Below are 13,783 nucleotides of genomic sequence, written 5' to 3' on the forward strand. Positions count from 1 at the left end.
AATGAAAGTAATTGCAGGTCCAGAACAATTTTTTATAAAAAAACACTTAGCAGAAGCAAAAGAAGAAATTTCAAAAGAAAACGTATATTTTTTTGATTCAAACACAAATATTTCAGAAATCATAGACCAGGTAGGGCAAAGACAAATCTTCCAAGAAAAAAGACTTTTTGTCTTTGACAACTTATCTGTTTTTAAAGAAAAAAGTGAATATGATTCTAAAAAAGATATTTATGATCAATTGATTGAAATTTTAAAAGAATCGGAAGCGTCGGGAGATGAAAGCGTCTTTTTACTTCAAGAGGAAAAAAGCTTGCAAAACAACTTTAAAACGTACGTTTACTCGGTAGCAAAATTTTTAGATGCTAAGAAGCTTGATGTTAAAAATGTCGCAAACTTTATTCAAAATTATATTGAGTCAAAAGGTGGATCAATTGAAAGAGAAGCTTTATATGAGTACGTAAAGCTCGCAAATACAGATGCATTACTTTTAGCTAACGATTTAGATAAACTGCTTCTTAATCAAAGGGTTATTACATTAGAACTACTTAGAAGCCACGAAACTTATTTTAGAGAAGAGAATTTATTTGCTTTTTCAAATTCTTTGGAAACGCTAAATTTTAAAAATATTTGAACTTCATACAAAAAAATGACAAAACAGCAAGTGGAAGCTAGAGTCCTTTTTGGTCAAATTTGCAATTTATTCACATTAGCAAGTGTTGTTAAAAATTACTCAAAAACAGGAATGAATATAAAGCAAATTGCAGTTGTTTTAAAAACTCACGAGTTTAGAGTAAGAAAAGCAGCAGATCTGGAAAGAAAAATTGGTGAAAAAAGACTTAAAAAAATTCTCTTGGATTTAAACGAAATAGATAAACAAATGAAATGAGAAGGGCAAGACATTGAAGAACTTACTGAACAATTTATTATTAAAGAATTTGCGTAAAGAGCAATCCAAAAAAGACTTTTCGCCAGAGAATTACATCTTTTTAGACAAAAAAATATTTGAATCACTGAATCATGTCATCATAAGGGACTATTTAACTTCTTTTCTTGCTTTCTTAAAGGGTAATTCAAGCAAGTATTTCACAGTAGTAATACCAGATCTTGAAGATTTACTAAACTTTACATATTCAGATTCCGAGTATGAAATAAAAATAAAAAAAGAAGTAATATCTAACCTGAAACTTTTTTCTCAAAAATGTAAGTCAGAGGGAGCGAGAATTGGGATATGTGTTAATTTTGTAAGCATGCCTTCCTTAGAGAAAAAAGTGAATAGGATTCTTGAATACAAAAAAGAATCAGTAAATAACTACTGAGTAAATGTTGAAAAGGCAGACAAGAAAAAGAATAATTTATCAGACTTCTTAAAAACACAGTTATTAACATTAAGTGTTTCTGAGGACGGATATAGTGCTTTTAAAGGTGCTATTCATACCATTTCTAACTTTTATAAAAAAACATTCTACTGCGACATAATACTTTTAGAAAACGTAACCGAATATCTTGATAAAGCTGACAAAAAAGAAGTTTCTTCTTTTTGCGATGAAATCAATTACATCTTTGAAGGTATTTCTAAAAACGAAAGAATTACTTTTTCTATTCTAAACAAGTACACTGATAACAATAAGTATATAAAGCAGTTTTTGGCTATGAATGCGTTCAAAAACATTATTATGCAACTTGATTGAAACGATAACAATTTCTTTGAAAAATACAGTTTCTGTGTTCAAAGAAGAATTCAGATGAGTCTAAAATACTCTGTGGATGAACCATTTTTAAATCAAGATAAGAGGTATTTTTCTTTTGTTGAAAGATTGGGTTCCATAATGAAATTGATAAATATAACTACGACCTCAACGTCCTTTAATTTTCATTACAACTATCATCAAAGACCCAAAGATATCAAAGATCAGTACTTTCACGAATTCGGTTGTTTAAACGACGTAGTTTATTCAAGTTTACATTACAAAGATATTTATGTAAAGCAAATTTTAGAAGCTCTAGACTTAAATAAGTCGATGAAAAATTATTTATTTAAAAACCAGTGTAAAAAGTTTAAAAACGAAAAGAATGTATGGTCTTTCGAAATTTACAACGAAACTTTCAAATCAACCATTATCTTTAATAATAACGAATCTGTCTCATTAATAGATGAAAAAGACTTTATAAAAAATTCAATACATAAGAAAACAATCCTTAAACCTTTTGAATTTAAGATAATATCTTAAAGTTTTTAATTACAAATAAAACACTATATGCAATCATAAGCATATAGTGTTTTAATCTACTTATCAGATTTTTTCTTTTTCATTCTTTCCTTTAACATTAGCATAGGAAGATCTCTTGAAATTCCGTGTTCTTCTAGAACTTCTTCCATCACTTCTTGATAAAAAGCTCTTTCATAATCATTTAATTTATTAATCGAAAGAACTTTTGTTTTCACTTTTGTTTTTGCCATAAATAAATAATATAAAAATGACATCGACTTTAAACAAAAATGTGAATAATTTTGAACTATTTTAGATGCTTATTTTCATAAATATTCGTTTTATGTCAATATAACTGCTAAATCGGCTAAAATTAAAATATAAAGAGATAGGAGATTTAAATGAAGAAGTGAAAATTATTATTAACTACTGCTGCTCCATTATTACCTGTAGCCGTAATGATGGCTTCAGCAGAAACAGACTCTCTAGAGGATATAGAACCTGAAGATAAGTTAGAAACCGAAGGAGCTAGACTTGATGCTATAAAGTCTAACCTTGAAATAAAAGTCAAAGAAGGAGCAGAGGCACTTCAAGAGCCTGCAATTCACTGAAGCTCTCCTGATGAAATAGCAACAGATTTAATATTGGTATATCAAGGACAGGAAAAAGCCTTAGAGGAAGGGCAAGATGAATGAGTATTTGAGGACCAAGATTTCAAAGTTAAAAGAGATGAGCTTTCTATTGAGGATCAAAATGATATTGAAGGATATTTAAAAATAAGAATAGATATGGTCTACAGTAATACAGATGAAGAATACACTTCATTATCTGAAGAACCTAAAGTTATAAAAATCACTGGATTTAAAACAGAAGAGGATAGATTAAATCAATTAATTAAAGAAGGTTCTCTAGGTCCAAAGGGTCAAGCTAGAGATCCAGAAGCGATGAAAGAAGTTAATGTAGACGATGTAACAAACCAGAACTTCTTAGAACACGTAATTCTCGGTGTTGGTGATAACGCGAGTGCTTTATTTGCAGATTTATCTTTTGTAGAAATTAAAGAAAGAAATCAAGACGAAGGAACAATCACCATAAAAGCAAAAATAAAATCAAACAAAACATATGGTGAATTGGTCAGAGACGATAGTTGAACAATACCTGAAGGTGCAGGAAAAGATGCAGTTTCTAATGTTTCTTCTACAGATACAGTTGATGTTATTGTTACAGGATTTAAAAAACCAACAACTGCAGTTGAAGAACCACCTGTAACTAATGAAGACGAAACCAATAGTGCCAACACAAATGGGGAAAATGCTGTCGAAGCAGTTAATTCAGACACAAATGAGACTCCTGAAAAGGTTTCTGAAAATACACAAGAGTCTCCCGAACCTACAGAAGAGAACGAATCTGAGCCAAAAAATGAAGAGATGTCAGATCAACCAAGCGAAGATATGAATTCAAATGAAGAGACTGAAGAACAAGTTAATTCTGCTTCAGAAAAGCTAAAAGAAGCTACTGAAAAAACTAGAAAAGTAGTTTTAGATCTTGCAAAAAATTCAGATCTAAAAGAAGAATTAATGTTTATGTCAAGTTTGATTGCAGCATCCGAAACTGTACTTAATAAAGAAACATCTATTTCTAAGGTTAACGACTTTCTAAACCATGAATCAACAGGTGAAGCAGTTCAAATAGCTGAATCTTCTGAATTAACAGATGAACAAGTAAATGACTTAATTAGAGTTCACGAGCTTTTAAGAGCAAAAATTCAAGAGAAATTAAAACCATCAACAGAAACTTCTAAAAATACTGCAAAAGAAGCACCTGCAGCAAACGACAATCAAGGTTTAAGTTCTGATAACCAGTCAGCAGATCAACCTACAACATCAAACGAGGATGAAACCAATACAGGCAATTCTGAAAATAACACGCCAGAAAACAGCAAGGATTCTTCTGAAGATACTTCTGATATCACAAACAAAACAGAAGAAGAAATAAATAACTCTGGAGATACTTCGAATAATAATGCTAACGAAGAATTGAGTAGTTCAGAAAATGATGAAGACAATGCAAATAAAGAGTCGAATTCTCAAGGTTCATCGGAAAACGCAAATGCAGAACAACCTGCAAATACAGGCGAAAGCACTCCGACAAAATCTGAAGAGATTGCAAATCAAAATGCAAATAATGAAAATACATCAGAAAACGCAAATGCAGAAAAACCTGCAAATACAGGTCAAAGCACTCCAGCAAAATCTGAAGTACAAGAAGACAGCAAACCTGCAGTAAAAGAAGATACAAAAGCACAAGAAAATAACAACAAACAAGAAATTGAGAAAAAAGGTATCTTAGAGAGATTATCTATTTGATACTGAATAACAGGTGCATTAGCTACTGTATTCTTAACAATATTCTTCATTATATTCTTCTGACGTAGAAAAAAAGATGATGAAGATCAACCAGCTCAAAAGTAATGCAAAATAAAAGCAAGTAATACTTGCTTTTTTCTTTTATGGCTGTCAGACGGAAATAAACAAAAAAAGGCAAATGCCTTTTTTATTATTTTTGGTTTGGTTTTGTCATGTTGCTTGGTCTGTTGTTTTTGTATTCAATGATTTTAACAACAAGTGGGTTTACGTATTTTTCTGTAAATCCTTGTACTCAGATGTAGAATACTGAACCAAATAGACCACCCAGAACCATTGCTACTGTTCCTAAAGCAACATCTTTGTATTGTTCGTAATTAGGGTAGAAAAGTAGTGTAGGAAGTTGTTGCGCTAAACCTCTGGCAGGGTTGATAGCTGCTGTTCCACTTAAAACACCCATTCAAACAACAAGTGAAATGATAAACATAATCATTAAGTCACGGTATTTGTTGTCAATTCTTGGTGAAAAGATTGGGAATAGAAGACAAGCAACCATAATCGCTTCGATCACAAAGATGTAAATAAATCCTGCTAAATGGTGGTGTCCGTTGTATCCGTCTACTGTTAAAATTTGGTTAAATACGCTGGCATTAACAACTTTTGTTGTTTCGATCGCGTGATTAGCTGTGTGAGCTCCTGCGTTTCTACCAACTGCGTAAATGATTAAAGCTGCGATGAATGCCCCAATGATTTGCATAGTTCATTTCATTAGTGCATAAGGAAGTGTGTTTGTTCCTTTTAAAAGTCTTGTTAAAGTAACTGCCGGGTTTAAATCACAACTTCAACGTAGGAATGTAAATAAACAAATTCCTACAATAATGAATCCTGCAAAGAATCCAACAAATCATTTAAATGTTAAGTAGTGTTCGATAACACTATATTCTGTAACGTGTGTGCTTAGTCCTGCAAGACCAAGTGAAATAAATACTGTTCCGATAATTTCAGAAATCGCATGAATAAATCATGTTTTTTTATCTTTTGGTTGTTCTGCGTTTACTCTTTTTGCTTTTGTTAGTCCGAAGTATTTAAAAACTGATAATTTTTCTGTGTTCTGCATACTATCCATTCTGCACACGACCTGATTCTAAAAGCTTAAGTGCTTTAGAGAAGTCACCTTTTTGTGCGTCATCTGCGTTTTCAAGAGTAATTTTTGCAATTTGTGTAAGGGCAACGTTTGTTAAGAACGCTTGGTGTGATGTAACTACAACGTTATCCATTTGGATAAGTTCGTATCATTGAGGGTCAATTTTTTTGTATTCTTCAATTTTGTCAGAAATGTCTTCGTAAAATCTTCCTTCTTCTCTTTCAAGAACGTCTGTAGCTAGACCAGCAATAACACCTGATTTTAATCCATCAATCATTGCTTGTAAGTCCATCAATTCACCACGAGCTGAGTTTACAATCAGCATTCCAGGTTTCATAACTTTAACTGCTTCTGCATCAAGTAAATATTTTGTTGATGGTAATAAAGGTGCGTGAAGCGACATAAAGTCTGCTTCTTTTAAGATTCTGTTTAATGAAGCATATTCAAATCCTAGCTCTTGTGCTAAGTGTGGGAAGTTTGTTTCGCTGAAAATGTCAAATACAAGTACTTTTGCACCAAAACCTTTAGCGATTTTAATGAAAGCTTGACCAATTTTTCCACTTCCGATAACACCGAATGTTGAACCAAAAACAGTTTTACCGTCTAGTCCACTTAGTGTAAAGTCATATTTTTTAACTTTTGAACTTGCTTTAACAATATTTCTGTTTAAAGCTAATAATGAAGTCATAGCAAATTCTGCCACTGACTCTGCTGAGTAATTTGGTACTCTGAATACTTCGATACCTAATTTTGCTGCTGTTGCTAAATCCACTTTGTTGTATCCCATTGATCTTTGGAATCAGAATTTAACACCAAATTTAGCTAATAATTCTAAAACATATTTGTCACCGTATGTGTTAACAAAACCACAAACAGCATCAAATCCTTTTGTTAATTGCACTGTGTTTAAGTTTAAGTTTTCTTCAAAATAAACAATTTCGTGTCTTCCGTTATTTACGCTATCGAAGTATTTCTTGTCATACTCTTTAGCGTCAAAAAAAGCTATTTTCATTTGTAATAATCTCCTAATGTGCTTAGTTTCCTTATATTATAATTTTTTATTTTTTAGCAGCAAAAAAATATTTGTTATTTTTTAAATTTAATAAGAAAAAATAATCAATTTTTAAAGTTAAAATCTAAAAGGAAAAAATGCATTTTTTTGCTTTTTTTATCTTTTTTTATAAGTTTTTTACGATTTATTGCAATATAAGTTGTTATGTTGGCACAAAAAATTATTTTTTTATCACTTATTTTTAGTGGCGATTATGAAGAAATCAAAAAACACATGAGGAAAAATACGTCAGTTTGAAGGGAGAATTTGGATTGAACTGCAAGAGTATTAAAAGATAGCAAATATAAATGTGTAACTGCTGCAGATCCTGATTTTCCAATTCAACTCAAGAACTCAAAAAATTTACCTTTGGCTCTATTTTACAAAGGTGATTTTAATTTATTGAAAGCAAAAAAGAGACACTTCATAATCAGTAAAGCAACTAAAAAAGATATTTCAGAATCAGATCTTATGAATATAGAGGACAAAGTGCCCTTAATTTATCTAGACAATGAAAATGAGAAAGCTTTTTTGAATAAATTAAATCAGGAAAATAAAAGCTCGGTTGTAATACTTAGTCACCAAGACGAAAGTTTGATAAACAGATATGGAGATAAAAATCTCATTATTTGATTCAATACAAACCCTAGACACCCTTTAAGACATGATTTTGGGATAAGGAATTTCGTAGCTTCTTGTTTCTGTGATAGTTTAGTGCTTGTTGATGTAGAAAAAAGCAAAAAACTTTGGAGTTTAATTTCAAACTATAGCGAAGTAGGAAAAACTGTTATTTGCTATGAAACAGATGTAAATTATCAACAAAGAAACTGATTTTATGAAAATGATTTGCCAGTTGCTTTCATGAATGAACCGACGGAAATACAGATATAAAAAAGAATAGCTTACGCTATTCTTGAAAATCTTATTGTTTTCTTTCAGTATAAACAGAAGCAAATTTTCTATTTCTTCTAGTTTCATATTTTACGTAACCATCAATAACTGTGTATAGTGTGTCATCTCCACCACGCTTAACATTCACACCAGGGAAAATCTTTGTACCTCTTTGACGGTAAATGATTGATCCAGCTGTTGCGAATTGTCCATCACCTAACTTAGCACCTAGTCTTCTTCCGGCCGAATCACGACCGTTACGTGTCGAACCACCGGCTTTCGTTGTTGCCATGTGTTAATTAACCTACTATTCCTGTAATTTTAATACGTGTATATGGTTGACGATGTCCAAGTTTTCTTTTGTGAGTTGATTTAGCGTTGTGACGGTAAACTACGATTTTTCTTGATTTACCTTGTTTTTCTACTATACCTGTTACGTAAGCTTTTTCTAAATATGGTTGACCAATTTTGTCGTTAACTAGTAAAACTTTTTCGAATTTTACTTCTTCACCTTCTTTGGCTTCAAGTTTTTCAACAAAGATTGTGTCATCTTTTTTAACTAAAAGTTGTTTGCCTCCAGTTTCGATTATTGCTAACATTGCAATACCTCCGATTTTGGCTCGTCTTTAAGGTGTGCTTTTGCATCTTTGATACCTGTTCAGAACGGTTACCGAAGTAACAGCATAATTATACAACATTAATCATAGATTAATAAAAAAACGGTTTTGCGTAAACCGTTGTTCTATAGTATTAAAAGTCTTTTTTGTATTTATTTACTTTTTGTTTTTTGACTTTAGGAATGTGTAAAACAAGTGTAAACTCACCTTTTAACGAATTTGAACTTAAAACCTGATTTTTAACATCTTCTGCGTTACCAAAAAATCAATTTTCGTGCATTTTCGTCAGTTCTTTTGCTAAACAAATTTTTTCGTTACCTTTAAAAACATGAGTTATATCATCAAGAGTTTTTTCAAGCTTATGAGGCGAAGCATAATAAATGTATGTTCCTTGTTCTAGTTTTTCGAGTTCGTTAATTCTTTGTTGAGTTTTATCCTTAAAAAATCCGTTAAATGCAAAAGTGCTGCTAAAATTGGATCCTACAAATGCTGTTATTGCTGCATTTACTCCTGGTATTATTTCAATTTCAAAATTATTAATTCTTGCCATCTGAATTAATTCAAATCCAGGATCTGAAACAACAGGCATACCTGCATCACTAACTAGAGCGACGTCCTTACCTTCTTCTAAAAACCTTATCATACCTTTTGCTGAATGAGATTCAGTATGGTTGTTATAAGTAAAAAGTTTTTTGTTGTTTAAGATTTGGTAATGTTCTAAAAGCTTCTTGGTTACTCTTGTATCTTCACAAGCTATGTAATCGACTTCTTTTAGGATTCTTAAGGCTCTAAAGGTTATATCTTCTAGATTACCTATGGGCGTTCCTACTACATATAATTTACTCATAGCACTCCATTAATTTGTTAAGCATAACTTCTTTGCACAAAGCAAAATTCAAGTTTGACTCAATATTGATCAAAAACTCATTCAACTCAAAAACGAAGGATAATAATTTGTCTAAAATATGACCTTTGTTTTTGGCAATATAATTTATTTTTTCTCCATAAATCTTGTACATTTCAATTTCAGGTCTTTTTTTCATAATTAAGAATAGCTGGCAGATCATTTTTAAAATTTCTTTTGTTTTTTCTGGCTTTTCTTTTGTTAAGCTTTGGTTCAAAAACACATAAAAAGGAGCAGGATCGATAAACGAGTTTAGTAAATGTTCATAAACATTTTGCAAATACTCAATATTTTTTGAATCTGTGAGTTTTATTGCTTTTTTGTTTTCTTGAGTTTGAATTTTTATTAGGTCAATATATTCTTGTGGAACTTCTAGTTCGGAAAGACTTTCTTGAATGATTGAATTAGCATTACCTGAAACTCTCAACGATACAGAACGAGATAAGATTGTTGGTAATACTGCTTCTTTTTTTCTTGTCGTTAATAAAATGAGCGTGTTACTCTTAGGTTCTTCAATCGATTTTAAAATTGAGTTAGCAATCAAACTTGAAACCTTTTCAAAATCCTTTATAATCAGGATCTTTAATCCTTCGTGAGATGAAGCATAATCAAGATTTTCAAAAACATTCATAAAAGAGTCTTTTTGAAAATTGCCGTTTTCTCCTGTAAATAAGCAAAAAACGTCACTATCAATAACGTTTTCTGTAAACAGTTTTTTATATTGTTTGCCTTTTAACACTCTCAGAACTAAAGATACTGCTTCAAGTGTATTTTCTTCGGTATCTGAAGATATTAAATAACAATGGCTTAGCTTTTTCGAACTAAAAACAGTATTTAATATTCTTGTACTTCTAGCGTTTAGCATATTTTGTAATATAGTCCTTAAAAGCCTCGTTTGCTTCTATTTTAGAAATTAATTCATCAAAAACGTCTTTTAGGGGTTTTGTGGCATCAATTATCAAAAAACGCTCAGGGTTTCTATTTATTAAATGGTGATATCCTTTATAAACTTTTTTGTGAAACTCATCAGCCTCATCATCAAGTCTGTTTTGAATTAATCTACCTGCATTTCTTCTTTCTTTTGCTTGTTCTGGTGAAATTTCTAAAAACACAGTTATATCTGGATATGTTTTTTCAAGGATTAATTCTGTTATTGTTTCAACAAATTCTAGTCCCAAATCTCTTCCGAAACCTTGGTATGCATAGAAACTGTCGATATATCTGTCACAAATTACCAATTTATTATCTTTTAAAGCAGGGATAATCACTTTCTCAAGGTGGATTCTTCTTGAAGATGTGTAAAGCAGAGCTTCTGTTTTTGCTGATAAATCGGAATCTTTATGCAAAATAATTTCTCTAATTTGTTCAGCTTCCTTGATTCCTTTACCACCGGGCTCTCTAGTAAATAAAGTTTCTATGTGCGAATACTTTTTAAGCAAGTATTCTGTGAAAAGTTCCAAAACTGTTGTTTTTCCTGATCCGTCTAAACCTTCGAATGTAATGAACATAAATGCCTTTCTATTTAACTCTATTTAAAAATGATTGTTTCAAAGTTAATGAATCAATGTAATCGACGTTAGCCCCCATAGGTATTCCTATTGCGAGTTCTGAAGATTGAATCCCTAACCTTCTAAGTGTTGTTTTGATAAAGTGTTTATTAATTTCTCCTGCAATAGTAGGACTAAGGGCAAGAATCACCTCAGATCTTTCCTTTGAAGCATTTTCTAGCTTATTTAAATATGATTCCAAGATACCTTCTTCCAAATCTTGCGAAGCATCAATGTCTCAAATTAAATAATAACCTCCATAGAACTTATCTTTTTCAAACTTGGTAATCACTTGGTGGTTGTCAACAATGATAAGTTTATTTTCACGAAAATCGTCGCTGCAAACCTCACATACTTCACGATCTGTAATATTTCCACATTTTTCACAGTTTTTGATTTCTTGTGTCAGTTTTCTAAAAGTTTCAACAATTAAAGACTGATCCATTTTTGACTTTAAAATAAAGCCTTCCACAATTTTTTCGGCAGTTTTCTTTGATATACCTTGAATGCTTTTAAGTAGAGAAATTAAATTATTAACTGATTCAATATCGTTCATTAAAATGGCATTCCTGGCATCGAAGGAGCAAGTGCTTCTTGAGCTTCTTGTATTTGATCAATTGCTTCGTTAAGAGCAACAACAAGTAAATCTTCTAGAAGTTCTTTATCTTCTGGGTCAATTAGGCTTTCATCAATTTTGATTGATGAAACTGAAAAATCACCAAGCATCACTAGGTTTACACCATGTTTTTCGACTTTAAACTCTTTTTTCTCAAGCTCTTTTTGTTTTAATTCCATTTCAGATTGTAATTTTTTTAATCTTTTAATCATTTCTGGATTCATAATTAACCTTCTTTCTTTTTAAACACAGCATTTTGACCAAATAGGCTATAAGCTGGTTCTAATTGTTTTAATTCGTTCAATTTAGGTGCTTTAATTTCTCAAGTTCTAAAAGCAGGCTTCTTACCTTCTTTAATTTGTTTGAACTCTTCCATTGCTGCACTTAGTTCATTTCTTGTTGGCGTAAAGATCTTTAGTGATCTTTTACCTCAATACTCAACCGTCAATAAAACGGGCAGAGATGAAATATGTTCCATTAAAATCTCAATATTTTGATTTTTCTCGGGAAGTAAAACAACAAACTTCTCTCCTGCTGCTACTATTTTATAGTTAAAAAGTAAATCAATTCCTTCGCGCATTTCAGGAAACTCTGAAGCTGCCTGTTCTAGGTATAGCTTTCTTTGTCTTAAGAAGAAAAATCTCTCTTTTGTAGTTTGAAAAAGCATGTTTACAAGCTCAGTAAACTCATTTCTTTCCACAAACTCCTCTTCTTGTTCAGGACTTTCAAGATCCATCGAGAATTCATCATTCTTTGTGAATAAATTAGAATCAGATATTTTAGTTGGATATTCTTCTTCTTTTACCTCTGTAACGTTGACCTCAGATGTTTCTTGGGGAACATATTGTATTTCGTCTCAGTCTGAAAATGCATCCTTCTGTATAGGTGTTTGATTAATCAGAATTTCTTCTGTATTAGATTCAATTTTGGGTAAATCTTTCTTTTTGTCAGGTTCTTTTGATTTTACAAACTCGTCTTCAAAGATTTCTGTCATTCTTTCAGACTCATAGAAATCATCTAGTTTGATTTCAGTTTTTTGCACTTCTGGTTCTTTAAAAACTTCTTTATCTTCCTCGCCAAAACTTAAACCTTTTTTGATTTCAAAATCTCTCAAACTTGATCCCTTAGGCAATTCTAGAGAATTTAAAATTTCACGCTTAAGTTCTTTTTTGATTGCATCTAAATCTAGCGAACTTGACTGATTTACAGATCCATAAGTTGGTTCCTGAGTTACAAAGTTTAAAATTTCAATAAAGCAAATTTCTATGAGTTGAAATGGTATTTCACTTTTTGTAATTGCTTTTTTAAGTTTTTGTAGCGATTCGATAGCATGAGTTACAAAGCGATCTGTAATTCGCATTTTTTTAATTTCTTCAACACCTATTAGTTCTAAATAGACTGTTTCATAGGTCTTTTTAAAAACTAAGTAGTCTTTTAAAGCGACGACCATATTTTTAATTAAGACATTTGGATCAGCACCTTGATTTTTAAGGTTATTTAGTAAATCAAAAAGTGCTCTTGTATTATTTGATGCTAAAGAGTTAATTAGAGCAACTAAATTTGCTGTTGAAATTATTCCAAACGTTTGAAAAACGTGTTCTTTTTTGATTTCTCCTTGTGAGAATGAGCTCAATTGGTCAAGAATTGAAAGAGCGTCTCTCATACCACCTGTAGCTAAATTAGCTATCATTCCAAGCGATTCCTCGTCATGACGAATTGATTCTAATTGACAAATTTTTTCAAGTTGTTGGATTAAAACATCAGAATTCATTCTTTTAAAGTGAAAATTTTGTGCCCTTGAAATGATCGTGTCAGGTATTTTGTGAGCATCAGTTGTTGCAAGAATAAAAATAGCATGCTTTGGTGGCTCTTCCATTGTTTTTAAAAGAGCATTGAAAGCACTTTTAGTTAACATATGAACCTCATCGATGATGTAAACCTTGTACATCCCTGCAATTGGTGCTAATTCAATTTTTTCTTTTAAGTCTCTAATTTCATCTACTCCATTGTTTGAAGCAGCATCCATCTCGATGATGTCAGGGTTGATATCTGTATTTTTAAGACATTCTTTACATGCTTGGTTAGAAATTTTCGAGTGGGTACAATTCAGCAATGTAGCAAAAATTTTGGCTATTGATGTTTTACCAACCCCCTTAGGTCCACTGAAAATATATGCATGATTAACTTGGTCTGATTTAGAGATATTTTTCAATGTTTCGACGATATGATCTTGCCCTACAACATCTTCAAATGTCCTCGGACGGTATTTACGGTAAAGAGCTATATAAGACATAATACCTCCTTTGTAATATTATTTTAAACAATTAATAAAACCAATGCGTGAAATATCAGTTTTTTCAGTTTAAAGCCTTTAAAATATAACATAAAAACTGCACCTTTTAAAACTATGTTTTAAAAGAGAAAAAGAAAAGACCCAAAAGGT

General features: G+C 31.3%; 15 protein-coding genes. 4 read left to right on the top strand and 11 right to left on the bottom strand.

Annotation, left to right across the window (positions count from 1 at the left end):
- Nucleotide 1 precedes the first annotated feature (1 nt).
- Together holA and K4L35_RS01315 are read left to right on the top strand one after the other, a co-directional pair.
- Nucleotides 2-943 (top strand): DNA polymerase III subunit delta, encoded by a 942-nt coding sequence (gene holA, locus K4L35_RS01310; RefSeq protein ID WP_221617777.1) that lies wholly within the window; start codon nucleotides 2-4, stop codon nucleotides 941-943.
- Nucleotides 936-2,228, top strand: coding sequence for a hypothetical protein (locus K4L35_RS01315; RefSeq protein WP_221617778.1), 1,293 nt, complete (start codon nucleotides 936-938; stop codon nucleotides 2,226-2,228). Before holA ends, K4L35_RS01315 begins: the two co-directional genes overlap by 8 nt.
- A gap of 56 nt (nucleotides 2,229-2,284) precedes the next feature.
- On the opposite strand, the gene K4L35_RS01320 is transcribed toward K4L35_RS01315, so the two are convergent.
- Nucleotides 2,285-2,458: a hypothetical protein gene (locus tag K4L35_RS01320; RefSeq protein ID WP_221617779.1), complete on the bottom strand. Its 174-nt coding sequence runs from the start codon at nucleotides 2,456-2,458 to the stop codon at nucleotides 2,285-2,287.
- Nucleotides 2,459-2,608: 150 nt separating this feature from the next.
- Here K4L35_RS01320 and K4L35_RS01325 point away from each other — a divergent pair, with 150 nt between their 5' ends.
- Nucleotides 2,609-4,678 carry a hypothetical protein gene (locus tag K4L35_RS01325; protein ID WP_221617780.1) on the top strand — a complete coding sequence of 690 codons (2,070 nt, stop codon included), beginning with the start codon at nucleotides 2,609-2,611 and terminating at the stop codon, nucleotides 4,676-4,678.
- An 85-nt stretch (nucleotides 4,679-4,763) separates the two neighbouring features.
- On the opposite strand, the gene K4L35_RS01330 is transcribed toward K4L35_RS01325, so the two are convergent.
- Together K4L35_RS01330 and K4L35_RS01335 are read right to left on the bottom strand one after the other, a co-directional pair.
- Nucleotides 4,764-5,696, bottom strand: coding sequence for an aquaporin (locus K4L35_RS01330; protein WP_221617781.1), 933 nt, complete (start codon nucleotides 5,694-5,696; stop codon nucleotides 4,764-4,766).
- Nucleotides 5,689-6,726: a 2-hydroxyacid dehydrogenase gene (locus tag K4L35_RS01335; protein ID WP_221617782.1), complete on the bottom strand. Its 1,038-nt coding sequence runs from the start codon at nucleotides 6,724-6,726 to the stop codon at nucleotides 5,689-5,691. Before K4L35_RS01335 ends, K4L35_RS01330 begins: the two co-directional genes overlap by 8 nt.
- A gap of 273 nt (nucleotides 6,727-6,999) precedes the next feature.
- Between K4L35_RS01335 and K4L35_RS01340 the strand changes: the two genes are divergently transcribed.
- Nucleotides 7,000-7,656, top strand: a complete 657-nt coding sequence (locus K4L35_RS01340) for a hypothetical protein (RefSeq protein WP_221617783.1) — start codon at nucleotides 7,000-7,002, stop codon at nucleotides 7,654-7,656.
- A 31-nt stretch (nucleotides 7,657-7,687) separates the two neighbouring features.
- Here the strand turns inward: K4L35_RS01340 and rpmA are convergent, their stop codons facing one another.
- The 8 genes from rpmA to dnaX form a co-directional block, all read right to left on the bottom strand.
- Nucleotides 7,688-7,948, bottom strand: coding sequence for a 50S ribosomal protein L27 (gene rpmA, locus K4L35_RS01345; RefSeq protein ID WP_221617784.1), 261 nt, complete (start codon nucleotides 7,946-7,948; stop codon nucleotides 7,688-7,690).
- Nucleotides 7,949-7,955: 7 nt separating this feature from the next.
- Nucleotides 7,956-8,255, bottom strand: a complete 300-nt coding sequence (gene rplU, locus K4L35_RS01350; protein WP_221617785.1) for a 50S ribosomal protein L21 — start codon at nucleotides 8,253-8,255, stop codon at nucleotides 7,956-7,958.
- Between the two features lie 151 nt (nucleotides 8,256-8,406).
- The gene (gene rsmI / locus K4L35_RS01355) at nucleotides 8,407-9,120 is read right to left on the bottom strand and encodes a 16S rRNA (cytidine(1402)-2'-O)-methyltransferase (protein ID WP_221617786.1); all 714 of its coding nucleotides are present in this window, start codon (nucleotides 9,118-9,120) and stop codon (nucleotides 8,407-8,409) included.
- Nucleotides 9,113-10,042: a hypothetical protein gene (locus K4L35_RS01360; RefSeq protein ID WP_221617787.1), complete on the bottom strand. Its 930-nt coding sequence runs from the start codon at nucleotides 10,040-10,042 to the stop codon at nucleotides 9,113-9,115. Before K4L35_RS01360 ends, rsmI begins: the two co-directional genes overlap by 8 nt.
- Nucleotides 10,029-10,685, bottom strand: coding sequence for a dTMP kinase (tmk, locus tag K4L35_RS01365; RefSeq protein WP_221617788.1), 657 nt, complete (start codon nucleotides 10,683-10,685; stop codon nucleotides 10,029-10,031). Before tmk ends, K4L35_RS01360 begins: the two co-directional genes overlap by 14 nt.
- Nucleotides 10,686-10,695: 10 nt before the next feature.
- Nucleotides 10,696-11,280, bottom strand: coding sequence for a recombination protein RecR (locus K4L35_RS01370; protein ID WP_221617789.1), 585 nt, complete (start codon nucleotides 11,278-11,280; stop codon nucleotides 10,696-10,698).
- Nucleotides 11,280-11,564 (bottom strand): YbaB/EbfC family nucleoid-associated protein, encoded by a 285-nt coding sequence (locus K4L35_RS01375; RefSeq protein ID WP_221617790.1) that lies wholly within the window; start codon nucleotides 11,562-11,564, stop codon nucleotides 11,280-11,282. Before K4L35_RS01375 ends, K4L35_RS01370 begins: the two co-directional genes overlap by 1 nt.
- 2 nt (nucleotides 11,565-11,566) lie before the next feature.
- Nucleotides 11,567-13,633, bottom strand: coding sequence for a DNA polymerase III subunit gamma/tau (dnaX, locus tag K4L35_RS01380; protein ID WP_221617791.1), 2,067 nt, complete (start codon nucleotides 13,631-13,633; stop codon nucleotides 11,567-11,569).
- Nucleotides 13,634-13,783: the final 150 nt, after the last annotated feature.

Source organism: Mycoplasma sp. Ms02, from assembly GCF_019720735.1.
Classification (GTDB): Bacteria; Bacillota_I; Bacilli_A; order Mycoplasmatales; family Metamycoplasmataceae; genus Mycoplasmopsis.